The following is a 23,681-nucleotide window of genomic DNA, read 5'->3' on the forward strand; positions in this document are numbered from 1 at the left end:
AATTAGAGAGAATAATTTATGACAATTAACAAAGAAAAAGCTATCAATGTAATTTTGCTAGGATTTACTATACAATTTGCTCCATTGATTATACTTTCAATATTTTTGGCAATATTTGAGGAATATTTAAAGAGTTTAAGTCCGATTTTGAATCCATTAATATTTTTGTTAATTTTAGGATTTTTTTTAGTAGGATATGGATTTTTTGTTAAAGGTTGTGGGCTTTATATTAAAAGTAAAGGGTATGTGTCTAATTGGGGATGGTTAGGTTTATTAGGTATATTTGGCTTATCAATTTTATTACTTATTCCTGCCAATAAAAATGTCGCCTCTTTAGAGGATGAAAGTTTGCCATATGACCCATTTAAAAAAATTAATATTCCAGAGTTGTTATTAACTTTGTTTATTTCACTACCAGTTTCACTACCAGTTTTATGTATTTTGATAGTAGGGATTTTTAGCTTATTGAATAATTTAAGCCTTTCTACTTTGCTTAAAAATACTGGTATTGGTTCAGTAATAGGTATAATTATTTATGTTGGTTGGTTATTTATTTTATTGACACAATTCCCAACAACGGAGTTTATTTTTAATAAAATTATTGGTTACAAAAATAAATATAATTGGAAAATAATTTCAATTACTGTTCTTATGTGCGCTTTTTCCACAGGATTTGTTTTTTTAAGTTTATATGTATTATCCTTCATTTTACCACATTATGTAGAATATTATATTAATAATAATATTACGAATATTTGGGAACTTATATTCACAGGCTTTTCAGTTATGCTTTTAGCACCTGTAACTGAAGAATTTCTGTTCCGGGGAATAATATTACAAAAATGGGCCATTAAATGGGGGGTAAAAGCAGGAATTTTAACTTCTTCTTTTCTATTTGCAGTTATTCATTTTCGATTTGATATTATTAACTTATCTTTGATGGGTATTATTCTGTCAATTTTGTATTTGAAAACAAGAAACTTACTAGCTCCAATATTTTGCCACTTTTTTTATAATACCTTCTGGATGATATTCACAACTATAAATTATTTTAGTAAATCAGAAATCGAAAGAATTGCATTTATTTCACTACAAGAGTATCAAAATTCGGTTCAACCATTATTAGGTCAACTAGTTTTTCTGATATCTATATCTGCTCCCTTCCTGATTTATTTTGTATATAAGAACTTTCCTAAGAATGATGCAATTATTCCTTATTATGCTAATGAAGCTAAAACCAATGAAATAAATTAACTGTTATACTAGATGTAGGAGTGATGAGAAGCTATATAAATTAGCTCAAATTTATAGAAGGAGATATATAAATTATGACCTCACAACTGTATGAAACAGATTTTTATGCTTGGACTTTAGAACAGGCAAAACTATTAAAGCAAGGACAACTAAATCAACTTGATATTTTAAATTTAATAGAGGAAATTGAATCTTTGGGTAAGCGAGAAAAGCAAGAATTAAGAAACCGACTAGGGATTTTAATTGGACATTTATTAAAGTGGGAGTATCAAAGTAATAAACGTAGTAATAGTTGGAAAGCTACAATTAGAGAACAACGTCGTCGTATTAAAGAACTTCTTGAAGAAAACCCCAGTCTAAAATCCTATCTATCAGAAGCAATAATTTCTGCTTATCAAGATGGTATAGATTTAGCCATTCAGGAAACTAATTTACCTGATACAACTTTTCCTAGTGAAAATCCCTATAGTATTTCTCAAATTCTTGATCCTGATTATTTAGTGAATCAAGAGGAAAAATAAATATTGTTCTGAACTAAGTAGGTCGGCGTTAAAAAATCAATCTATGTAACGAAATATAAATTAACGAATACCTTATAAATAGGGTGTTTCACGGTTTTTACAAAACTAAACATATATCGATTTTATTGGGCCGACTTACTTAGAACAAATTGCTCGGATATTTGAGTTAGATATCGAAGTAGTGAAAACTTGCAATCAAACAGCAAAGTAGTAAATAGACATTTGATGAATAAATCTAGGGGCGATTCAGCTTGATTAGCTATCGCCCACAGTATTATAGTAAAACCCTAACCTTTCACAGGTGTACCGCAAGGATAAGTAGCTGCTTTTTCCTGACTACCCTCACTCACAGGCTTGTCTTTAACTGCTAAATAATCTTTTTGCAAAGTATCTAATAAAGCTTCACGTCCATCATACAACCGCTTCAGGGGACGTGGTGGACATTGATTGAGAGTGTATGCTGTTACCAAAGGCAAAGCAATTGTACTATCGGTATAACAAACAATAGCGCTAGGTAACTCATCGGGGTCAATTTTCCCCCAACTCACAGCTTCAGCAGGAGTCGCCCCAGACAAACCACCGGTATCAGGACGGGCATCAGTAAACTGAATAAAGAAGTCATGTCCCCGTTCTTCCAATCCTAGAACTTCGTGAAGTTGCGGTTGTGTTTGTAATAAAAAGTTCTTGGGACTACCACCACCAATAATTACCGCTGCACTTGTACCGTCGTTTTCTCTCGCCCCATAGACGATAGCTGCGGTTTCATTGACATCAATAGAAGGATCTATTACCAGCTTTGAACCTTCTAAAGCCAAAGCAGCCACATTCATCCCAATGGAACTATCTCCAGGAGAAGAAGTATAAATAGGTACGCCACATTCATAAGCCGTCGCCAATAAGCAGGAATTTTTGACACCCAATTGCTGTTCTATTTCCCAGACGCACTTACCCAGTAAATGATGAAATTCCGCCGTTCCCATGCGTTTTTGGAAAGGTTCAGCTTGGAGAACTTTACGAATAAAAGCGTCCGTTTCTAGCAGTACATCGTAACCAAAAATAATGTCATAAATTCTGATTGTTCCTTCTTCCCGTAATTTGACATCATCTAAAAAGGGACTACCCGCAAATAGTTCAAAACCCAAACCATAGTGCATATCATGGTAAAGATTCGCACCTGTGCAAATCATCCAGTCAATAAAACCATTGCGAATGAGGGGCGCAAGGGCGGAAACGCCAAAACCGGCTGGTGTCATAGCCCCAGAAAGGCTTACTCCTACGGTGACACCCTCTTGAAACACTTCCTTAGTCAGCAGTTGACAGGCTTCCCGCAACCGGGCTGAGTTGTAAGCAGTAAAATAGGTATCAATCAAGTCAACCACGCTAACATTGTTAGACATGGGGATAGGTGCAATTTTTTTACCTGGCTTTTGTGACATTTTTGGGAAATCCTGAATACTAAATATGCCGAATATAATGTTATCGTATTTAAATGTACGGAGGTTGCTAAAATATTTTGTAGCGATATAAATTAGCGGCAATGCTGAAGATAATACTTCGGAAGTCATCCAATTTTCTATTTCTATTTGAGCAAATCCAAAGGTATATCTCAACCAATATTTGCTATTATTAAACATAACTAACTTGTTATTAATTATGGCACAAGCGTTAGTGAGTCTCTCTGAAGGAATCGCATCCGAACCTGCACCATTGGAATTTACCACTGATGGTGTGATTAGGATAGGCAAAACTCGTGTAACACTCGATACGGTAATTGCTGTTTTTAAACAAGGAACAACAGCAGAGGAAATTGCTTACCGTTATCCATCCCTTAAACTTGCTGATGTCTATGCTACCATTGCCTTCTACCTCAATCATCAACAAGAAGTGGAAGTGTATCTACAGCAAAGACAACAACAAGCACAGGAAATTCGCAGGATGAATGAGGCAAAATTTGACCCCCAAGGGTTGCGTGATAGATTGTTGGCGCGGAAAGCAGAACGGGAAGTATGTTGAAACTGCTTGCTGACGAAAATTTTGATATACTAAAAACGGATGATTAATAGACTTTTCTCTATGCAAAAACTTTTATATATCAATATTCTTAGCACTTTTAGAAATAATCCTGCAAACCATTTTTGGTATAATACTATAAAAAAGTTTGTGTATAATGAACCCAATTATTGAAAATCGTTTGCAGTCCATACAATCCTGTTTGATGGCCCTTCATCAAGGCGGAAATATAGGAGAATTTCCTAACGAGGTAAAAGGTGCTGAACGCGAATATTTTATTAGTGAATATTTGTCCAAGCTTTTACCCACATGGTATAGATTTGGCTCAGGTGCTATTACAGATGGAGAAGGAAATACAAGTGGACAGCTTGATATTGTAATTGAAGTACCATTTAGTCTGAGTTTTCCACTGATTGGCTACCAACAGCGACTCTATCTACCTAACTCCGTAGCAGTCGTTATTGAAGTAAAATCAGATTTATCTAGTAAATGGAGTGAAGTTCTAGCAAATGCAAATAAGTTAAAAGATATTAAGCGCAGCTTTAAGCAGGGTTATGCTTATACAGTTGAAGATTGTGGTAATAGTGAGCTTTTACCTGCAATAAATGCAGATATTCCAGTTTATGTAGTTGCTTACAAAGGACCCAAAAATATTGATACACTTATTAACAACCTGGATTCAAGCGTTAACGAGTGTGGTATTGCAGGTGTACTCATAATTGAATCTGGTTTCTACGTCACTAAAAAATTTACAGCTGAGGGTACTTCAGGACTATATGCTTTTGTAGCTGATTTGTCAGTCTATTTGAGTTCTATCGTTGGTATAGCATCTTCAAGCCTCTATAACCACGCTGATATAAAATTCAGATGATTAGATAAGCTGATTTTTAAGTATTTTGAATGATTAAAGCTATCGCTATTTTTGGTTTACAATAAGATTATCCTAGAGGATTAATTCAGAAACCGATGCCAACCCTCACAGATATTTCCACTTTGATTGTTAGCACACCAGATACTTGTGGTGGTCGTCCGCGCATTGCTGACACTCGCATTACTGTTCAGTATATTGTCAATGAGATTAAATCTGGTATGACCCCAGAAGAAATTATCGAAGATAAGCCTTATTTAACAATTGCAGGTATTTACACTGCGTTGGCTTATTATTATGCTAATAAGGAATTACTAGATATTGAATTTGCTCGGTATCAAGAAGAATGTCAGCGACTCGAAGCAGAATATAAAACAGGACATCTCTCGTGAATCGTATTTGCTTCTATTTGGATGAAGACACTATAAAAACCTCACTTATACAAGCATTAAGAAATGCTGATTTGGATGTTGTTACAGTTACCGATGTTAAGAGATTGGGTTATGCCGATGAAGAACAACTAATATGGGCAACAGAACAAAAGCGAGTAATTTATAGTTTCAATATCGGTGACTTTTGCAGATTACATCGTGATTTTATGGCTGAGGATAAAAGTCATACTGGCATAATTTTGGCTTCACAACAGCAATACTCAGTTGGTCAACAACTCCGAGGATTATTGAAACTGGCTGCTGACAAGTCAGCCCAAGACATGGTTAATCAATTGGTATTTCTTAGTGCTTATGTTTAAAAATTACCGAAAAAATAAATTCTGACAATTTTAAATTATTAAGATCGTAGCTAACAGAATTTATGTGATTTCTGGTCTATCATGACTAATAAATTTATCAAAGCAGAAAAATTATACTTCATGCTCTTAGTCTTAACAGTTATTTATCAACAGGATTTATGAACAACGACACTCCAGAAGAATTACATCCAGATTCAGCAGATCAAGAGATTTCCCGGTTAATTGATGAGGTAATATCAACATCCCAAACTGATGAAAAATACCGTCAAAAAATGCAGCGACGGAAAGAAGTCCAAGATCAACGCATAGCTAAAGCCATACCGGAAAAAGGCTTAATTATCGTCAATACTGGTCATGGTAAGGGTAAAACTACTGCGGCTTTGGGAATGGTTTTGCGATCGCTCGGACATGGACATAAAGTAGCCATAGTTCAATTCATTAAAGGCGCATGGGAACCAGCAGAAAAACGCGCTTTTAGTCATTGGGAAAACCAATTGGAATTTCATGCAATGGGTGAAGGCTTTACATGGGAAACCCAAGATCGGGATCGGGATTTGGATAAAGCTGCTGCGGCTTGGGAAAAATCACTAGAATTTATCAACAACCCAGATTTTAAATTAGTCCTCTTAGATGAAATTAATATTGCTCTGAAACTGGGTTATTTACAGGTTGAAGAAGTATTAGCAGGTTTATCCCAAAAACCAGCAGACAAGCACGTAATTCTCACGGGAAGAGGCGCACCGCCGGCATTAATTGAAAGGGCTGATTTAGTCACCGAAATGACATTAATTAAACATCCTTTTAAGGATCAAGGTGTGAAAGCTCAAGCGGGAATTGAGTATTAAAAAAGAGGTATAGGTTACTTATACATACCGTTAGCTTCCTGTTTACACATATTCAATATTTCTCTATCATTAGCACTCAAAGAGCTTATTTGATCATAGTCTTGCAAACTTATTGAGTGAGCATAACTTGTTGATTCATCATCACTAATTTTAGGGATTGTACTTGCTGTAGAAACTTCTATCGCACCAACTTCCCCAGGGGAACTTTTCACTGTCATTGCTAATTCTCCTGACTTAGCCAAAGTTCCTTGAAAACAACTAAATTCAGATTGAGGAACATACAAAGCACCAATAATTTTACTTTGCTGTTTTTGAAAGAGGATGTAACCTTGTCCTAATTGATTTGGTGTAGATGATTGTCCATAAAGATAAGTTCCATCTTGTTCTGGAAATTGGACTTGTCCTTTTTTTCCTAATTCTCTCGTATTTGTAGATAATGCTGTGATATTTTCTGTCAATTTATCAGTAGAGATTTGATTAGAAATATTAACTGGTGATTTTTGAATGCTTTCCTCTTTTATTTCTTGGAGTCGTGATAAAAGAGAAGAATCGGAGTTAATCTGACTTTGATTAATAGGGACTACATAATTAGTAGCTAAGGCTGTTGATGACAGGAGTTTGTAATGTTGTTGACTAGAATAACTAATACCTAAAACACCAGCCGAAACAATCAGTCCAACGATGGGAAATTTAAATTGGCTAGAAGTCATTAATTTGGAAATGTGGTTAAGCACTGGATTTCTCCTGTAATGAAGTTAACTATTGTTGTTTCCTGGATTCCTGCAATAATAACTAAATACTAATTACCTAAGATTCCCTCAAAAGTTTTATCTATATATTTAATTTAAAATTAAGCAAAAACTCGCTAGTTATATAATTTTGGGGAATAATCTGAGATTATAATTATTTAGTAACTTTATACTTTACTTCAGAAAATCATCCAGTTGGGGGATGGAAAATTGAGATTGGCGATTTTTATACTTTGTCATTGTCATTGTGTACTTTTGGGAAATATCTAGGGCTTGCTGAATAAACCGAAAACCTAGATAGATTAATAGTTTCCCGGTTAAAAAAGTGAATTAGGTGCAAGGAATAAGGATTGAAACCATTAAAAACCTATCACTTTCTGAAATTTGAGACTATTCTTCTCTCCTTCTAATTCTTCCTCCTGACTCCTGACTCCTGACTCCTGACTCCTGACTCCTGACTCCTAGCCCTCACGAAAAGACTTTTTCAGCAAGCCCTATCTAATCTATTGAATTTTGGTGTTGACCCATAGATGCATACAACTTCTAATTCACAGATTTCGCAAAATAAATTAAAATAAAAAAATTGCCCCCTGTTTTAAAATCAGGAGGCTCATCACCAAGAGGGATGTTTTGAATTACACTGTTGCGTGTTCACATTCCTAGCTGGCAATATATTCTTTAACATTAGCGCGGCGACGACGTAAATGTGCAAGAGCTTGATGCTCTAATTGACGAACTCGTTCCCGACTGAGGTTCAAACGTTCACCAACTTTCGCTAAAGACAGTTCATTTCCATCTTCTAAACCAAAGCGTAAAGCTACAACTTGGCGCTGTTGGGGTGTGAGTTCTGCAAGCAGGTTATTCAAGTCGTGACGCAAAAACTCCTGAGTCGTGTAATACTCTGGTGATGGCCCGTCATCTTCCAACATTTCTTGCAATTCGGTATCTTGGTTTTCACCGACGCGCACATCTAAAGAAACTGGTTGACGCGCCATATTCAGATATTCACGAATTTGAGCGGGTTCTAACTCTAGTTCTTTGGCGATTTCTGTAGGTGTGGGTGATCTTCCTAATGTTTGCGCTAATTCCCGTTGAACTTTTTTAATTTTGTTCAGTTTTTCGGTAATATGGATTGGTAGACGGATTGTCCGACCTTGTTGGGCGATCGCTCTGGTAATTGCCTGACGAATCCACCAATAAGCATAGGTTGAGAATTTGTAACCCCGCATGGGATCAAATTTCTCCACACCCCGTTCTAATCCCAAAGTTCCTTCCTGGATTAAATCCAGAAATTCCATATTCCGCTTTTGATATTTTTTCGCAATAGCTACAACCAAGCGCAAATTCGCTTCAATCATTTTTTGCTTGGCTCGCTTACCTTGTACCATCAGATGATTTAGTTCTGTTTCTGATTGATTAACACGGGCAGCCCATTCTGATAAACTAGGTTCATGGTCAATTTCTTTGCGTAAAGCTTCTTTAGCTTCTAGCAACGCCATCATTTGCTGTACTTGTTTACCGTAGATAATTTCTTGTTCACGGCTTAACAAAGGTACACGGCCAATTTCTCGCAGATAAGTTCTTACCATATCAGCGGTAAATTTGGCATTGACATTCTCTGTATGATTTTTAACTGTAGCCATTGGTGCTTTTATCCTCTACTCTTTAAACATAATCAATATTTTTTTTAACAAAGGCAATTTGTAAGCTGACAATATACATCAATGAACACGGAAAGCTACCATCAAAAATTACACTAATTAAGCCTTTATTAAGATGTTGCTAGTCTAAAAATGTGTCTGTTTACCCTCTCTTAATTTTGGAGTTTTAGCAGAAATACATTGGGTTGGTTGCTAGAATTCTTTTTTTAAGTTATCTAGTAGTTGGTTTAAAAACGGAGTCAGTATGAGTTTACTTTGATTTTATGTTACGACAAACAGAGTCAATAGTAAAGTTCCCAGATGATAAATATTTCAGTAATCAAGGCAAAAAGTTGATCACTATTTTTCTTTAACTTCCAAAAACTGTGTTGATATACTCATAGTGACGCGAAAACTCCCTCTAAAGTTGCTTTCAACTAGCCGGATAACCGAACTTGAGTTACTTGGAAATGGAGGGATGTTACGAAGTTGTTAGTTGTCAGTTGTCAGTTGTTAGTTGTTAGTTATTGATTTAAAACTAGAAGCCTAAGTCTGCTTTTGCTAGTTCAGCAGCGGTAAATACTTCCTCGTCTGTTTTTTCTTCCCAAGCGATCGCGCCAATTTCGGCGTAGAATGTGGAATCATAGGGACGAGTCCGCACAACCACTGGCATAGGAACAGCATGACCTAAAATTAAGGCCTGTTGTTTAGAGTCTAACTTAGCTAAGACTGAGCGTAAACCACCCGCACCAGATACACCCGTAAAAATAGCATCAATATCTTTTTCATCATTGAGCAAAGCGGTGATCCGAGTCCCGATCTGGGACATGACTTCATTATCTATGCCTGATGGACGTTGATCAACTACCAAAAGCGTGACAAAATATTTTCGCAGTTCTCTAGCAATAGTTCCAAAAATCGTACTTTGGACAACTCCTGGGTCAAGAAAGCGGTGCGCTTCCTCTATTGTAATCATTAATGGTGTCGGCCGATCTAAAGGATTTTTACTTTGGAGAAATTTATCAGCTTTTTTGACATAATGCTCATGTATCCGTCTGGTGATCATATTTGTCACCAACATATATGAAAGCATATTTGACTGGGAACCAAATTCAATAACTACGTTTTTTCCAGCTTCTAGACATTGGACGATGTTTTTAATATAATTTTGCGGACAAGCACTACGCATATACTTTAAACTATCTAAGCGAAAAAGTTTCCGCTGTAATGCCATAATTGAGCCTTTGTGTCCGCGTTTTTCGTCACAAAACATCTCAATATCTTCGTTACTCATATTTAGTAACTTAATAATCCAAGATTTACCCAACTCTGTAAAGAGGATATTGGCATTATCTAAAGCCGCTTCAGAAAGTCCTAAATCACGATTACACAATTTAATATCTTCAACTTCAACCTGTTCATAGCTAAGATATAGTTCTTGTGCGTCCCGAACACCTCGACGCTTTGTTGAATCTGGATCAAGTGTGTAAACCTCAACTTGTCCGGGAAATAACTGTTTTAAGCCTTTAACAGTGTTGACGTTTTTTCCTTCTGCGACTGCTTCCCAACCATATTCTGAGTGCATATCAAAAATCAAGTTGACAGCAGCATTCTTACGAATTACACCAGCTAAAATCAAGCGCGTCAGGAAAGATTTTCCAGTTCCCGATTTCCCAAAAATCCCGTTACTCCGTTCCACAAAGCGGTTTAAATCAATGCAAACCGGCACATCCATATCTAAGGGTTTACCGATAGAAAAGTTTTTGCGTTGAGGATCATCTTCCCAGCCAAAAACTTTCCGAAAATCCTCTTCCTTGGCTTCGTAAACTTGGCTAAAGTGACTAGGAATAGTTTTAACAGGTAATAATTCCATCGTCGTACTGGTTTGGGGTTGAAAGGATGCTAAACCCGTAGACGATGGTATGAAAGAATTAGGGGATTTACCATTACTAGAAAAGCCAGATGCTGGAGATTCAGGGGTAAACATCAGCATGGGTGCTAGGTTGATCATCCCATAAGTACCGCTACCGGCTAATACTTCGCGCAAGAAACTATCATCCCAATTGGGAGGACTAGCTGTAATGCGGTCATTTGCCATACCCAAGGATACATCTGTTAGCATACAGAAAAAGCGCGATCGCATTCCCTGTACCACGAGAAATTTACCTACCCGCATATCTTCTACAGAGATATCTGGGTGTAATCTGACTTCTAAACCTCCAGTCAGAGAACCTTCAATAACTGAACCTAATGGTAATCCCAAATTCATTTTTGTTCGTTGTTCGTTGTTCGTTGTCAGTTGTTCGTTGTCAGTTGTTCATTGTCAGTTGTTAGGGAACAGGGAGGACAGAGAAAGAAATTCTTACCCATTACCCATTACCCATTACCCATTACCCATTCTTTAGTCAATTTGAATACTTGTTGGTGAATTTCCTCCGGGTGGTGTGATTCCTGGTAATGGTTTTCTAAATTGTGAATAGATGCGATCGCGCCAAGCGAAAAATGCTTCATAATCAGGATTATTGGCTATGCTGGACAATCCTTTCCCTCTCAGAGATACTGGTAAATCCAAATAAGCACCATCGGGAAACTTCAAAAGCATTGATAAACTAGCAACTGTTAAATCAGCTAAAGTTGGTTCATCACCTGTTAAATAAGGACTACCTACCAACAATTGGGTAATAATATCCAAATCTTGTTTTAAGCTAGTAACAGCCGCATTTACCACATCTGGTGTAAAACCGACACCAAAACCCAGCGCTGACAGAAAATCACCAGGAACACCTTCGATAACACTTCTGAGAATATCTGGAGTGGAAACTGGTAACAACGACTTACGAAAACTCTGATCTTGACTAATAGCTGCAAATAGAGCCTTTCTACCTTTAGCACCGATTGACTCATCAGCCCAATCTTCCAATAATAAAGTCAAAGCGCGTTTTTTGGGATCTATCGGTATCAGCAGACGATCTGGGTATTCTGAATCTAAATATTTAGCGATTTCTGTAGAATCAGCAATATATCTATTGCCATCTTTTAACACTGGAACTTGTTTTTGTCCAGTCAAGCGAAATAATTCTAGCTGGCCAATGCCTGGTGCAACTTCGATTTTGCGATACTCTAGTCCTTTATAATCTAAGAGTAAACGAACTTTTTCGGAAAATTGAGATAGTTCCCACTGATATAGTTCTAGCATATTGTATATTCTGCAACTTGTTTAGTTGTTAATTTTATAATTGTATCCTTAATTCTTAGCATTTTTCCTGTGAATTTATCATTTTCTGGGTTGAGTTGTTGCCCATCAAGTTGAAAATTACTCGAATTTGTGTGATAATTAGACTCGGATTGTTATGCCTGTCAATTGATTGAGCATTTTTCCAGATACTTGAGATCTTCAAAATAGTTCACAGCATAAAATTGTTGAAATTGTTGAAATTGTTGGATATTATAATATTCCTACTTCTGACTACCGACTTCTAAATTCTTTGATAACTTTACCTAAAATTTTACAAAAAATCCTGTTCCTCAGTCAAGAACCTTTTTAGTTGGCAGAATGTGATAAATCTTGATATAACTTATATGCAATCAATACAAACAAAATTTATGAACGCTAATTACAGCAAATTATTGACCAAAATTACTGCAATCATGGGATTAATGAGTATCGGTCTTTTGACTACTATCCCATCTCCAGCGAAAGAAGTCCGCAATCCCAATTCCAGACCAAGTATTTTCAACGAACCGCTCTACAATCGTGGTAAAAAGCCCAGTGAAACTGCACCAGTTACCACACCCACACAGCCAGAAACAGAAGTTCCCACTGTTAAACCCACCCCAACAGCACCTCTAACCGAAACAAAACCAACTAAAAATTTAGTAGTTTTGGCCAATGAGAATGGATCTTTTACAATCCTTATTAAAGCTTTAGCAGCAGCAGGACTGACAGATACTTTACAGGGAGATGGTCTTTTTACCATTTTTGCTCCCACAGATGCAGGATTTAAAGAATTACCAGCAGACGCATTAAGGGATTTATTGAAGCCAGAAAATAAGGAAGTATTGGTGAAAATTTTAACCTATCATGTAGTCCCAGGTAAGGTACTCTCCACTGAATTAAAATCTGGGGAAGTAAAAAGCGTAGAAGGGGGTGCTATTAATGTTAAAGTTGATCCAAAAGCAGGTGTAAGTGTCAATGATGCCAAGGTAACTCAGGCAGATATCCAAGGTAAGAATGGTGTTATTCATGCAATTGATAAAGTGATTCTACCTCCTGATTTATAGATTTTTAGTATTTGATTGATCAAAATCCGTAAGTTAAAATCCCCGAATTTATCAAAAACTGGGGATTTTACCATGGGAAAAGACTCAGTTTAAACTGGACTTTTTTGAAGAAATAGCCATCAAACTAACGAGCTTTAGCAGTAGTCTTAGCTTCAGTTTGCTTCGCTTCTTGAACTAACTGCATCATCAACTGTTCCAGCTTTTGTGCTGTCTGTTCTTCTTGGTGTAAGTTTTGCTCTAACAACTGGACAACTTGGTTTTGTCCCATTTGTTCCGCTACCTTAATTAAACCACGATAACAAGCTATTTCCAATTGTTCAATCTTACTATGCCATTCTGCCAATCCTAAGTCAATAATTTTGGGATTATCGGCAGCTAAAAGGGCAAATTTTTGACCTTCACTAATTAAACCAACCGCAAGATCACAGGTAATTCGTTGTGGTTGCTCTCCTAAAATAGATAAAACCTGTTTCAGGTTTTCGATATGCTGTTCAGTTTCTGGAAGATGTGGCTCAATCACAGCTTTCAATTTACTATTTTGACAACATTGCCACATCATTTGCTGGGCTTCTAAGAAGCGATTTTCAGCATCGTACATGATGTTCATTTCATAGATAAACTGCTGTTGTAAGCTGGTGATTTTTTTCGTCCCTGGACGCTCGCTAACTAAAACCATGATGATTCTCCTAATGGTATTTCGCTGCCTTTAACAGTCGTTCCATTAACCCTACGTCTAGTCCGACCAATTCTCTTCTTACTAAAGACACAGTAAGGGTGTGAAGTTTAATTGTGATTGCAGTGACAATATCAGACAAAAGTCTGAACTATGATTTATGTGATTAATTTGATTTAGATGATTAATGGGTTTTTTATCCCCAAAATCATCCAAATCATCCAAATCACAAGAATCACAGTTTAGACTGCTGAAAGCTGCTGTATCCACTACTTAAGTGCTATTGAGGAAATTTCATTTTAAAGCTTCCTTCAACAAATCCCGATGTAAAAAAGCTCCATTTATTAAAGATTGAATTTTATGAGGTGACAAAGATTCACCATGATAATAATAATTAATCCAACTTTTACTAATTAAATGTATATCATCTGGTAAATCCTTTAAATCCCAACCAGGTATTTCTAAATCTTCCATTAATCGGTTAACTTTGGGATCATAACTCAATGCAAAACAACGTGAACCTTCACTTGCTGCCATAATTAAACTATGGAGACGCATTCCTATGGACATTTCCACACCGCGAAATACACCTTTTAAAATTTGTGGATCTTCGGAACAAATAACTCTACTCACATCTGGTAATTGAGTATGAATTTTTTCCGCAATTCCTAGATCTTCACTTTTTTGAAATGGCAATAATAAAATAAAAGCTTGGGTTTCTTTCTGCAAATTAACTAAAGCTTGAGTTAAATTTGCTAACCTGTTTTCTGTCAATTGAGGATGATTTCTTAACGTAACTGCAATTCTGGGTTTTGGTAAATCTACTAATTCTGGGACTGGCTTTGAATCTAACGCCCAAACTGGGTCAGGGGCAAGGATATGGGGTATACTCCAATCTGATAATAACCGAGAACTGGAGCGATCGCGCACACTCACTTGAGTACAACCTGCAAAATTCCCCTTTGCTAACCAACGAGTTTGGAAATGCAACAAAGGACCTATACCCTGTCCCCAAGCCACAGTTTTCAAACCCATAACTTGAGCTAAAGCCATTAATCCGCCATAATAAAAAGGGCTAATGCTGCTGGTAGCATCTTGAATTAAACTACCACCACCCCAAACAAAAGCATCACAAGAACGCAAAGCCTTGAAGACTGAGAAAATCGCCATGCGGTTGTAACATTCCACACCATAACGCCGATGAGTTTCTTCAGGATTTCCAGAAAGCACCACAGGAGTAACATCAAGTGGTAGCATTTGCAGAAGTGTGGCTAACAAAGCTTCATCACCACCATTACCCTTACCGTAATACCCAGACAATAAAACCCGCATTTTCCCCATTTTAAATTTTAGATTTTAGATTAATTATGCACGCCCTTTCGATTCCCACCTGGATAATTCATATTTCTAGCGTCATTGAGTGGATAGCCGCAATTTGGCTAATTTGGATATACGGTGAACTTACAGAAAATCGGAGTTGGTGGGGATTGTCCTTTGCCATGTTACCAGCTTTAATTAGCGCAATGTGTGCTTGTACTTGGCATTATTTCGACAATTCCGAATCATTAGAATGGTTAGTCACCCTACAAGCTACCATGACATTAGTTGGTAACTTTACTCTCTGGGCAGCAGCTTATCTAATTTGGCGTTCTACCAAGTCTACAAGCCCCATTGAGACACAATCTATCAAATCAGAACAATGATATCAAAAGAAACCCTCTTTGCCCTTTCTCTCTTTCCCTATCTGGGTTTCTTGTGGTTTATTAGCCGCAGTCCACAAATGCCACGTTTAGCCCTATATGGATTTTACGGCACATTGGTATTTGTCGCCATCACCATCCCCGCCGCCATTTACGCCAAAGTCCAGTACGGAGAACAACTAGCCAACGTAGACTGGTTACATGGCAGTGCCGAAGTTTTTTTAACCCTTGCTAACATCTTACTAGTCTTAGGTTTTCGCCAAGCAGTACAGGAATTAGGGAACAGGGAACAGGGAACAGGAAACAGGGAATAGAAAGAATTACCAATTACCAATTACCAATTACCAATTACCAATTACCAATTACCAATTACCAATTACCAATTACCAATTACCAATTACCAATTACCAATTACCAATTACCAATTATGGAAGTCATCCCCGCAATTGATTTACTAGAAGGTCGCTGTGTGCGACTATATAAAGGAGACTACGAGCGATCGCAAGTATTCAGCGAAAACCCCGTTGAAGTAGCGAAAATGTGGGCAGACCAAGGCGCGACAAGACTACATTTAGTTGATTTAGACGGCGCAAAAGCTGGAAAAATCGTCAACTTAGCAGCTATTGAAGCCATTAGAAATAATCTTGATATACCCATTGAAGTTGGGGGCGGATTGCGCGATCGCTCCAGTGTTGTACAATTATTTAATCTGGGAGTAAATTGGGCAATTCTGGGAACTGTCGCCGTTGAACAACCCCAGCTAGTCCAAGAACTCTGTCAAGAATTTCCCCAACAAATTATTATTGGCATAGATGCCCGTAACGGCTTAGTTGCAACTCGTGGTTGGTTAGAAACATCAACAGTATTAGCCACCCAACTAGCAGTACAAATGCAAGAATTAGGTGCAGCAGCCATCATTTACACTGATATCAACCGTGACGGCACACTACAAGGACCCAATTTAGACGCATTACGAGAACTCGCAGCGGCAATTTCCATACCCGTAATTGCTTCCGGTGGCGTAAGTTCCGTCACCGATTTGTTAAGTTTATTAGCTTTAGAACCCCAAGGGGTAACAGGTGTGATAGTTGGTAAAGCCTTGTATACTGGTGATATTCTCCTCAAAGAAGGATTACAAGCTATTGGTCCGGGAAGACTGCAAGATATACCACCAGATTTCGGTATTTCTAGCATTGCTTAAAATGAATTAGCAATATAGAGAAACCTGTAGGGGCGCAGGGTCTGCGCCCTTGATTGTATTGATTATTGCTAGTATTGTATTAGGATTATATTTACTCAATAAATTAGTAATTTTATGCCAAGAAAAGACCAGGGTTGGGTGACATTTCAAACATCTGAAGAAGAACGCAAGATATTAGAAGAATTTTGTCAAAACTCCCAGCGGACTAAAACTGAGATTTTGCGGGAATTAGTGCGGGGACTTAATAAATATTCATCACCGTCCATATCATTATCAACTTCACAGGAAAAAGCAGAAACTAAGCATCCTGAATTTGAAATTGTTAGTCCCAAAAAAGCATTAAAAGTGAGTTCGCGTAATGTTTTGAAAGGAGTAGTGAAACGAGTCACAACTGGAAGTGTAAATACAGAAATAACTCTAGAAATTGTTCACAAAGTTGAGTTAACTTCCATGATTACTAGAGTTTCCGCTGAAGAATTAGAATTATCTGAAGGTACAGAAGCCTATGCTGTGATTAAATCTAATGATATTGTGATTGCTAAAGATTAGAAATACTGTTTTTGGAACTTAGATTCCCGACTTCTTTAAGAAGTCGGGAATCTTTTTGTTTACTAAGCTTCGATTTTTACACCTTTCCAGAAAGCAACATAACCTTCGATATTTTTAGCTTTTTCCTTAGTGCTAGGATAATACCAAGCAGCATCTTTATTAACTTGTCCGTCAACTTCAACACTGTAGTAACTAGCAACTCCTTTCCAGGGACAAGTGCTGTGAGTGCTACTGTCTTGAAAATATTCTTTCTTGATAGAGTCAGCAGGGAAATAATGATTTCCTTCCACAACTACGGTATTATTGCTTTCGGCTAAAATAGCGCCATTCCAAATTGCTTTCATGATTTGAGTTTAAAAAAAGTTAACAATTTATATTGTGACATTTAAATTGAGAATTTGTACTCATAAGTTCTGAAATATTTTTTCTACTGTAATTTATTTCCATTCACAAATCACAAATAATACATTAATCAATTAAGTTTTATTAAACATATAAAAACTAACAATGTTTTTAAATATAAACTATCTCACCCCCATAATTTTTGCTATCTTGTCTACTTCTACTAACCCTTGACGTTCTAATTCATAAGCAATAAAGGGATATCTTCTTTTTAAATAGTCGAAGGGATACACTTGGTTACAATAGTCTATTAGCTTATCTGAACGCCCCAATTTCCACGTTTCTTCATTAAGTTTTAGTTCTTTAATTGTATAAACTACTCTTTCTTTTAGTGGTTCTAAAAGATTAGAATTAGGTTTAATAAGCATAGAAGGAAAATCAAGAATAAAACTATCTGCCGGTAAGAAAAAAGGATCTATAATCTCTTTTTTTATTCCTTTATTAGTGTTAATTTTTGAGCAAATAAGGCGAAAATTATCCCATTCATAGGCTAGTTCAGGTTTAACTGTTTTGGGAATAAAATGATCAACTGCTGGGCTACCTGTGTCATAAGGAATCCATTGTGCTGAATATGCACAAATATGATTACAAGCATCATATAAATCACGCAATGATCTCCGCCAATAATCACGGTTTTTCCAATCTTTTGTTTTAGGATTAGGAACTTTACTTAAAAAATATTTACCTTCTTTTCTAACTTTTTCGTCAAAATCATCAGGTTCAGGCTGGGGTTTAATAGGAATCACAAATCTACCCCATGCTGTTCTGCAAAATAAACCCACCTTGGCCAAAATCTATCATCTTCTGATAAATACCTTGCCAAATCATTTGATACTCTTGCCACATCTTCCGAATTGGGATTATCTGATAATTGTAAAACTTTCGCTGCTTCTATAGCCTTTTCTGCTTCCAAAGAACGAGCATGACGCAATTTAAAAACATCAGACATTAACCAAGAATCTACCACACCTTGACGAATAAAAGGAAGTTCTTCAATTTGGACTTCATTACCTAATAAATCGCTTTTCACCAGTTCTAGACTAAATAGCTTATCAACTCTTTGATCAAATCTAGGTTCTACAGATGCCATAACTAAAGGAGAATGAGTAGCAACCATAATTTGCACTTGTAAATCAGATGCTAAATCATCTCTCACATCTAATAAAGCGGGTAAAATAGCCCTTTGCCATTGGGGGTGAAGATGTGCTTCTAATTCATCCACTAAAATAACCATTCTCTTCTGTGGTTCTATGCGGATAAGTTTTGATTGTATTTTATGTTCTTCATAAGCCCAAACTATCAAATAAGCCATTGTAATTATCCGCTGTACCCCTGCGGAAGCATGAATTATGGGAACAGTTCCATAAGGATGTTCTATGGTGGGAATTTCTCTAGCATCATAAGGAAGTCTGACAGGTTCTCCCGGTTTCAAAATTCCTAAATCTCCTTCAGAGGGAGGTGATAAACGTTCTAATACTTTTACTAAAGTGTTAAATGGATATTTATCTGGTCTACTTTGCCATTGAATCCAATCTTGTAATAATCCATTAATAAAAGTATTACCATTTTCATCTTTTTGACCATTCCATAACTCATCTTTTGTAAACACAAAAGGAAGTGGTTTTTTCTCAATATTTCTAATCCGTGAAGAAGATGATAAATATTGTTTTGCTGTGTCCCATACGGCAAAAGAACCATCTACTCTGGCATAAATTAAAAGACCTGGAATAGTTGAGCGATTTTTAATTTCATTCCATCTTTGAAGTTGCCAATCATAAGAAATACTCTCTGTATCAGATTCAGAATCTCCAGAAATTTTAAATGTAATTACAGGTTCATCTTCACTTGCAGTTTGCGTTGGATATGCTGGTAAATTTGCCCATTGTCCAGTTAAAGCCCACCAAGCACATTCTAGTAAAAAAGTTTTACCCAGTCCATTATCACCTGTAATTAAGCTCAGTCGTTCTGCTGGTTCAAAACAAAGTTTTTTTGCAGCCCCTACACCTTGTATTTCTAAATAAGTTAAAGCACCTTCTTCCGGTAGAATATCTGGAGGTTTACCAATAACAGTTTTTAATTCTTCCCCTAGCCATAATTTATCTTCAGAAATATCGATTATATTGATATTTGGGGAGGTTGAAATAAGTTTTTCTTTTAATATAAATTTTGGCTCTCCTAAATAAATTAAACTATACTTTTTAAGTGGAATATCTAGAGGTTCGCCAATAATATCTTTTAATTCTTCCCAACAAACTATTTTTTCTTGAAAAAGCTGGTTTGTATTGATATTTTGACGGATAGAAATATCAAATAATTGATTTATTTCTTTTTTGTTTAACAAAAAATCAACTTTAAAATTATGAATGATATCTTCTGCTGTTGTTTTAGCTGGCCAATCTTTTTCACGATATAGCCAAACAGCTAAATGAAAAGCAGAAATTAGTTGATTATCATATTCAGATAAACAAGATTTTAAAATTTCAATATAGTTATATTTCCATCCCCATTTTTCTTGATTTATTTTATCAATTAATGCTTCTTTAAATGTTTTTTTATGAATATTTTCTGTAATAGAATTTATATATCGGTTAAGTTTCACCCATCTTTTTTGATTTTTTGATAAACGGAAACATCTATAAGAAAATTCTGATTCCTTACAGGGTTTATAGTAGTTTTTTACAAAATCTTTAATTTCTGAATCTAGATCTATTTTAATAGTATTCTCTACGGGTAATTGTAATTGTTTAAATTTTAAAAAAGTAATTCCCCAAAAAGAATCTACCTTTTCCAAATATTTAAGAGACTCTCTAATCTGGTCAATACTAATAAACATGAGTTTATCCGGTTCACTTTTTTAAGTTAATCTGAAGAAATTACAGGTTAAATCCTTTCACAAGATAGCAAAATACAAAACTCTGGGTAATTTTTAAAACTAGCTTACCTAGTCTATGACAAAAAATTTCCAACAAAGACAATTTACCAAAACTAACGCAAAAACTCTCTAAAACTCTTCTTTCTTCGCTACCTTCGCTCCTTCGTGGTTCGTTCATCCAATATCTTATCATCACGAAGACAAAAAAAGCATATATCTACGCCAAGTTGGTTATTCATTACTTCATTATACTCAAACAACTTAGTTTTACCAAAATTATTCAAACCAATCTTCACCTCCTGGTAATTCTGCTAAATAATTATCAATCATCTTTGCTAACTCTTTAGGTTGATATTCATAAGTTAACAACAAAAGATTTTCCGCAAAATCAATTAATTCTTTTCCTTGTAATCTTTGAGAAACTTGACTTGGTTTTAACGTTCCGCCAAAAATCTCCGCACTAGCGGGACGAATTGCCATTTCTACAGCTTCTGCTAAATATTCACCCCATTCATCAGATTTAATATAATAAGATTTTTGATTATCTTTAATATTCAATTTGGCAATTTGAATCACAGAATCAGAAATTGAAGCAATCCAAGAATTAGTTAAACGCTGTTCAATTTGATTTTTAATCAGATGAATAACCAACCTCACTAAAAAAGCTTCTATTTTTCGCAAAGTTCCCTGTTTGCTCATCTCCTCCAAATCATCAAGAATTTCCAAGGCATCATCATAACGCCCTTCTAATATAGTTTGTCTTAACTCCATTAATTCTTGCGTCATAGTTATTTTATTCTACCTAGTTGCAGACATTAGTTGATCTTGTAGTTTTGATGTTCTATAATAACCCAAATTGCTAGATATCTAGCTAAGACTGGGAATGGGTAATAGGTAATCAGTCATAAAATCCCTATTTTTATCCTGTTCATCCTTTAATCCTGGATATTATCTCGACTTACTTCGACTTCGCTCAGTACAAGTCGCTCGATAACCACCTGATTCTGACATTTTCCTATCTATAAATTCTAGCGTTCCCTCTACCAATTCCCCAACGTGCGTTAAAATTCTAATATATTCATCACAACTCAGACACGCAGCAGCCATCTACCATGCTTCAGTACCCCCACTTAGAAAAAGCCTTAAAACATCACTTTGGTTATGATCAATTTCGCCCTGGACAAAGGCAAATTATCGAAGATGCCTTAGAAAATCGTGATTTAATGGTAGTCATGCCCACAGGTGGGGGTAAATCTTTGTGCTTTCAATTGCCGGTACTTTTGAAACGTGGTTTAACAGTGGTAGTATCACCATTGATAGCTTTAATGCAAGATCAAGTAGAAGCACTGAAAAATAATAACATTTCTGCCACATTTCTTAATAGTAGTGTTGACTATGAAGAAGTTTGCGAACGTGAAAAAAAGATTATGGATGGTAAAATAAAATTACTTTATGTTGCCCCAGAACGCCTTATTAGTCCAAGATTTCTTGCTGTTTTAGATGTAGTTAAAGAAAAAGTCGGGATTTTCACATTTGCCATTGACGAAGCCCATTGTGTCTCAGAATGGGGACATGATTTCCGCCCAGAATATCGGCAATTAAGATTACTCCGAAAACGTTATCCTCATGTTCCCATTGTTGCGCTGACTGCTACCGCCACAGATAGAGTCAGGGCTGATATTATCGAACAGTTAAGATTAAAACAACCAAGTATTCACATTACTAGTTTTAACCGCCAAAATCTTTATTATGAAGTCCGCAATAAAAGCAAAAGTGCTTACGCTGAATTATTAGAAATAGTTAGAGAAAATGAAGGTTCAGGAATTATTTATTGTTTAACTCGCAAAAAAGTTGATGCACTAACTTTAAAACTCCAAGATGATAAGGTTTCCGTTTTACCCTATCATGCTGGTTTAAGTGATGATGAAAGGTCAGAAAATCAAACTCGGTTTATTCGGGATGATGTGCGGGTAATGGTGGCTACGGTTGCTTTTGGGATGGGGATTAATAAACCCGATGTGCGGTTTGTAGTTCATTACGATTTACCCCGGAATTTAGAAGGTTATTATCAAGAATCAGGACGAGCCGGTAGAGATGATGAGCCTTCTAAATGTACATTATTTTTTAATTATGGTGATATTAAAACTATTGAATGGAGTATTAATAAAAAAACCGATCCTCAAGAACAATTAATAGCTAAACAGCAACTAAGACAGGTAATTGATTATGCGGAAGGGACAGACTGTAGACGCACAATTCAATTAAGTTATTTTGGCGAAAGATTTCCCGGAAATTGTGGAAATTGTGATAATTGTCTTTATCCCAAACCTGTCCAAGATTGGACAATTGAAGCCATGAAGTTTTTATCTTGTGTGGCTAGATGTAAAGAAAGATTTGGAATGCTACATATTATTGATGTTTTGCGAGGTTCAAAAAATCAGAGAATTATTGTTAATAAACATGATCAACTTTCTACCTACGGAATTGGCAAAGATAAAACAGTAGATGAATGGCGAATGTTAGGCAGATCGCTTTTACATCAAGGTTTAGTAGAACAAACTAATGACGGCCATTCAATTTTAAAACTTAATGCTTTGAGTTGGGAAGTGATGCGAAAACAACGCCCAGTTTCTATTGCTGTTCCCATAGCGAAGAAAACTACTTGGGAGGAAAGAAGCGTCAAGGCGGCAGATGTAGAAGTTTTAATGCAAAAATTGCGATCACTTCGGAAAAAACTCGCAGACGAACAAGCAGTACCACCCTACGTCATCTTCCATGATTCTACCCTCAAATTAATGGCACAAAGCCAACCAAAAACCTTAGATGAATTTGGCAATCTTTCCGGGGTTGGTAGTCATAAATTATCTCAATATGGCGAAAGATTCTTAGCAGAAATTCAAAAATACCGCCAAGAACAAGGGTTACAAGAAAAGACTATTAATCGAGTTAGTTCCTCACCTCATTCTCACTCACCTTCTGATACAGAATTAACAACATTGGAATTATATAATCAGGGTTTGAGTATTGAAAACATCGCTAAACAACGCAACGTTAAAACTGCCACAATTATCAATCATATCTCCAATTTAATTGAGAAAAAACAACCTGTAGATTTAAGTAAATTAGTCCCCTTAGAACGCCAAAAGAAAATCTGGAACGTTTTAGAAATTGTTGGTGATATTGCCCTCACACCCATTCGGGAAAATTTAGGTGAAAGCTACAGTTTTGACGAAATTCGTTTAGTTAGAGCAAAATGGCGCAGAGAAAAACAAAAAACCATTAAAGATGATATTGATTTTTAGTTTTTTGCAGATAAAGCCAGAGATAGCAGCTTTGGTAAAACCAAACAAATAGCCGCATTCAAT

At 36.2% G+C, this 23,681-nt stretch carries 25 protein-coding genes; 13 read left to right on the forward strand and 12 right to left on the reverse strand.

Annotated features, from left to right (window positions below; genetic code table 11):
• The first annotated feature begins 18 nt into the window (after nucleotides 1–18).
• Together BMF77_RS14870 and BMF77_RS14875 are read left to right on the forward strand one after the other, a co-directional pair.
• Nucleotides 19–1,254, forward strand: a complete 1,236-nt coding sequence (locus BMF77_RS14870; RefSeq protein ID WP_148763812.1) for a CPBP family intramembrane glutamic endopeptidase — start codon at nucleotides 19–21, stop codon at nucleotides 1,252–1,254.
• Nucleotides 1,255–1,328: 74 nt separating this feature from the next.
• Entirely contained in the window at nucleotides 1,329–1,775 is a 447-nt protein-coding gene (locus BMF77_RS14875; protein WP_148763814.1) for a DUF29 domain-containing protein, read from the forward strand.
• A gap of 287 nt (nucleotides 1,776–2,062) precedes the next feature.
• Here BMF77_RS14875 and speY read toward each other — a convergent pair whose 3' ends face one another.
• Complete coding sequence (gene speY, locus BMF77_RS14880) at nucleotides 2,063–3,211, reverse strand: deoxyhypusine synthase (protein ID WP_148767006.1); 1,149 nt, start codon at nucleotides 3,209–3,211, stop codon at nucleotides 2,063–2,065.
• A gap of 217 nt (nucleotides 3,212–3,428) precedes the next feature.
• Between speY and BMF77_RS14885 the strand changes: the two genes are divergently transcribed.
• The 5 genes from BMF77_RS14885 to cobO all read left to right on the forward strand — a co-directional run bounded on the left by BMF77_RS14885 (nucleotide 3,429) and on the right by cobO (nucleotide 6,249).
• On the forward strand, nucleotides 3,429–3,788 hold the full coding sequence (locus BMF77_RS14885; protein WP_148763816.1) for a DUF433 domain-containing protein: 360 nt from the start codon (nucleotides 3,429–3,431) through the stop codon (nucleotides 3,786–3,788).
• Between the two features lie 154 nt (nucleotides 3,789–3,942).
• Complete coding sequence (locus tag BMF77_RS14890; protein WP_148763818.1) at nucleotides 3,943–4,656, forward strand: DUF6602 domain-containing protein; 714 nt, start codon at nucleotides 3,943–3,945, stop codon at nucleotides 4,654–4,656.
• A 95-nt stretch (nucleotides 4,657–4,751) separates the two neighbouring features.
• On the forward strand, nucleotides 4,752–5,045 hold the full coding sequence (locus BMF77_RS14895) for a DUF433 domain-containing protein (RefSeq protein ID WP_148763820.1): 294 nt from the start codon (nucleotides 4,752–4,754) through the stop codon (nucleotides 5,043–5,045).
• Nucleotides 5,042–5,404, forward strand: a complete 363-nt coding sequence (locus BMF77_RS14900) for a DUF5615 family PIN-like protein (RefSeq protein WP_148763822.1) — start codon at nucleotides 5,042–5,044, stop codon at nucleotides 5,402–5,404. The genes BMF77_RS14895 and BMF77_RS14900 overlap by 4 nt, the downstream gene beginning before the upstream one ends.
• 158 nt (nucleotides 5,405–5,562) lie before the next feature.
• Nucleotides 5,563–6,249: a cob(I)yrinic acid a,c-diamide adenosyltransferase gene (gene cobO, locus BMF77_RS14905; protein ID WP_148763824.1), complete on the forward strand. Its 687-nt coding sequence runs from the start codon at nucleotides 5,563–5,565 to the stop codon at nucleotides 6,247–6,249.
• Nucleotides 6,250–6,263: 14 nt separating this feature from the next.
• On the opposite strand, the gene BMF77_RS14910 is transcribed toward cobO, so the two are convergent.
• The 4 genes from BMF77_RS14910 to BMF77_RS14925 all read right to left on the reverse strand — a co-directional run bounded on the left by BMF77_RS14910 (nucleotide 6,264) and on the right by BMF77_RS14925 (nucleotide 11,834).
• The gene (locus BMF77_RS14910) at nucleotides 6,264–6,959 is read right to left on the reverse strand and encodes a hypothetical protein (RefSeq protein ID WP_246862927.1); all 696 of its coding nucleotides are present in this window, start codon (nucleotides 6,957–6,959) and stop codon (nucleotides 6,264–6,266) included.
• A gap of 698 nt (nucleotides 6,960–7,657) precedes the next feature.
• Nucleotides 7,658–8,641 carry an RNA polymerase sigma factor, RpoD/SigA family gene (locus BMF77_RS14915; RefSeq protein WP_015083343.1) on the reverse strand — a complete coding sequence of 328 codons (984 nt, stop codon included), beginning with the start codon at nucleotides 8,639–8,641 and terminating at the stop codon, nucleotides 7,658–7,660.
• A gap of 535 nt (nucleotides 8,642–9,176) precedes the next feature.
• Entirely contained in the window at nucleotides 9,177–10,907 is a 1,731-nt protein-coding gene (locus BMF77_RS14920) for an ATP-binding protein (RefSeq protein ID WP_015083344.1), read from the reverse strand.
• Between the two features lie 132 nt (nucleotides 10,908–11,039).
• Nucleotides 11,040–11,834 (reverse strand): glutathione S-transferase family protein, encoded by a 795-nt coding sequence (locus tag BMF77_RS14925; protein ID WP_148763828.1) that lies wholly within the window; start codon nucleotides 11,832–11,834, stop codon nucleotides 11,040–11,042.
• Between the two features lie 407 nt (nucleotides 11,835–12,241).
• On the opposite strand from BMF77_RS14925, the gene BMF77_RS14930 reads away from it, so the two are divergent.
• Nucleotides 12,242–12,919 carry a fasciclin domain-containing protein gene (locus BMF77_RS14930; protein WP_148763830.1) on the forward strand — a complete coding sequence of 226 codons (678 nt, stop codon included), beginning with the start codon at nucleotides 12,242–12,244 and terminating at the stop codon, nucleotides 12,917–12,919.
• Nucleotides 12,920–13,043: 124 nt separating this feature from the next.
• Here the strand turns inward: BMF77_RS14930 and BMF77_RS14935 are convergent, their stop codons facing one another.
• Nucleotides 13,044–13,595, reverse strand: a complete 552-nt coding sequence (locus tag BMF77_RS14935) for a ferritin-like domain-containing protein (RefSeq protein ID WP_015083347.1) — start codon at nucleotides 13,593–13,595, stop codon at nucleotides 13,044–13,046.
• A gap of 291 nt (nucleotides 13,596–13,886) precedes the next feature.
• Entirely contained in the window at nucleotides 13,887–14,933 is a 1,047-nt protein-coding gene (gene csaB, locus BMF77_RS14940; protein ID WP_148763832.1) for a polysaccharide pyruvyl transferase CsaB, read from the reverse strand.
• Between the two features lie 26 nt (nucleotides 14,934–14,959).
• Between csaB and BMF77_RS14945 the strand changes: the two genes are divergently transcribed.
• The 4 genes from BMF77_RS14945 (at nucleotide 14,960) to BMF77_RS14960 (ending at nucleotide 17,042) form a co-directional block, all read left to right on the forward strand.
• Nucleotides 14,960–15,295 carry a DUF2499 domain-containing protein gene (locus BMF77_RS14945; protein ID WP_015083349.1) on the forward strand — a complete coding sequence of 112 codons (336 nt, stop codon included), beginning with the start codon at nucleotides 14,960–14,962 and terminating at the stop codon, nucleotides 15,293–15,295.
• Nucleotides 15,292–15,606, forward strand: coding sequence for a DUF3593 domain-containing protein (locus BMF77_RS14950; protein ID WP_015083350.1), 315 nt, complete (start codon nucleotides 15,292–15,294; stop codon nucleotides 15,604–15,606). Before BMF77_RS14945 ends, BMF77_RS14950 begins: the two co-directional genes overlap by 4 nt.
• 113 nt (nucleotides 15,607–15,719) lie before the next feature.
• On the forward strand, nucleotides 15,720–16,493 hold the full coding sequence (gene hisA / locus BMF77_RS14955; RefSeq protein ID WP_148763834.1) for a 1-(5-phosphoribosyl)-5-[(5-phosphoribosylamino)methylideneamino]imidazole-4-carboxamide isomerase: 774 nt from the start codon (nucleotides 15,720–15,722) through the stop codon (nucleotides 16,491–16,493).
• A 114-nt stretch (nucleotides 16,494–16,607) separates the two neighbouring features.
• Nucleotides 16,608–17,042, forward strand: a complete 435-nt coding sequence (locus tag BMF77_RS14960) for a molybdopterin-binding protein (protein WP_148763836.1) — start codon at nucleotides 16,608–16,610, stop codon at nucleotides 17,040–17,042.
• A 62-nt stretch (nucleotides 17,043–17,104) separates the two neighbouring features.
• Here BMF77_RS14960 and BMF77_RS14965 read toward each other — a convergent pair whose 3' ends face one another.
• The 5 genes from BMF77_RS14965 to BMF77_RS26770 all read right to left on the reverse strand — a co-directional run bounded on the left by BMF77_RS14965 (nucleotide 17,105) and on the right by BMF77_RS26770 (nucleotide 21,423).
• Complete coding sequence (locus BMF77_RS14965; RefSeq protein WP_148763838.1) at nucleotides 17,105–17,389, reverse strand: DUF427 domain-containing protein; 285 nt, start codon at nucleotides 17,387–17,389, stop codon at nucleotides 17,105–17,107.
• A 177-nt stretch (nucleotides 17,390–17,566) separates the two neighbouring features.
• Complete coding sequence (locus BMF77_RS14970; RefSeq protein ID WP_148763840.1) at nucleotides 17,567–18,190, reverse strand: hypothetical protein; 624 nt, start codon at nucleotides 18,188–18,190, stop codon at nucleotides 17,567–17,569.
• A complete protein-coding gene (locus BMF77_RS14975) occupies nucleotides 18,187–20,277 on the reverse strand; it encodes an AAA family ATPase (protein WP_148763842.1) in 2,091 nt (696 codons plus the stop codon). Before BMF77_RS14975 ends, BMF77_RS14970 begins: the two co-directional genes overlap by 4 nt.
• Nucleotides 20,278–20,592: 315 nt before the next feature.
• Entirely contained in the window at nucleotides 20,593–21,102 is a 510-nt protein-coding gene (locus tag BMF77_RS14980; RefSeq protein WP_039201419.1) for a DUF29 family protein, read from the reverse strand.
• A gap of 162 nt (nucleotides 21,103–21,264) precedes the next feature.
• A complete protein-coding gene (locus BMF77_RS26770; protein WP_168204441.1) occupies nucleotides 21,265–21,423 on the reverse strand; it encodes a hypothetical protein in 159 nt (52 codons plus the stop codon).
• Between the two features lie 5 nt (nucleotides 21,424–21,428).
• On the opposite strand from BMF77_RS26770, the gene recQ reads away from it, so the two are divergent.
• On the forward strand, nucleotides 21,429–23,618 hold the full coding sequence (gene recQ / locus BMF77_RS14985; protein ID WP_148763844.1) for a DNA helicase RecQ: 2,190 nt from the start codon (nucleotides 21,429–21,431) through the stop codon (nucleotides 23,616–23,618).
• The last annotated feature ends 63 nt before the right edge of the window (nucleotides 23,619–23,681 follow it).

The organism is Dolichospermum sp. UHCC 0315A (genome assembly GCF_008121535.1).
Lineage (GTDB): Bacteria > Cyanobacteriota > Cyanobacteriia > Cyanobacteriales > Nostocaceae > Dolichospermum > Dolichospermum lemmermannii.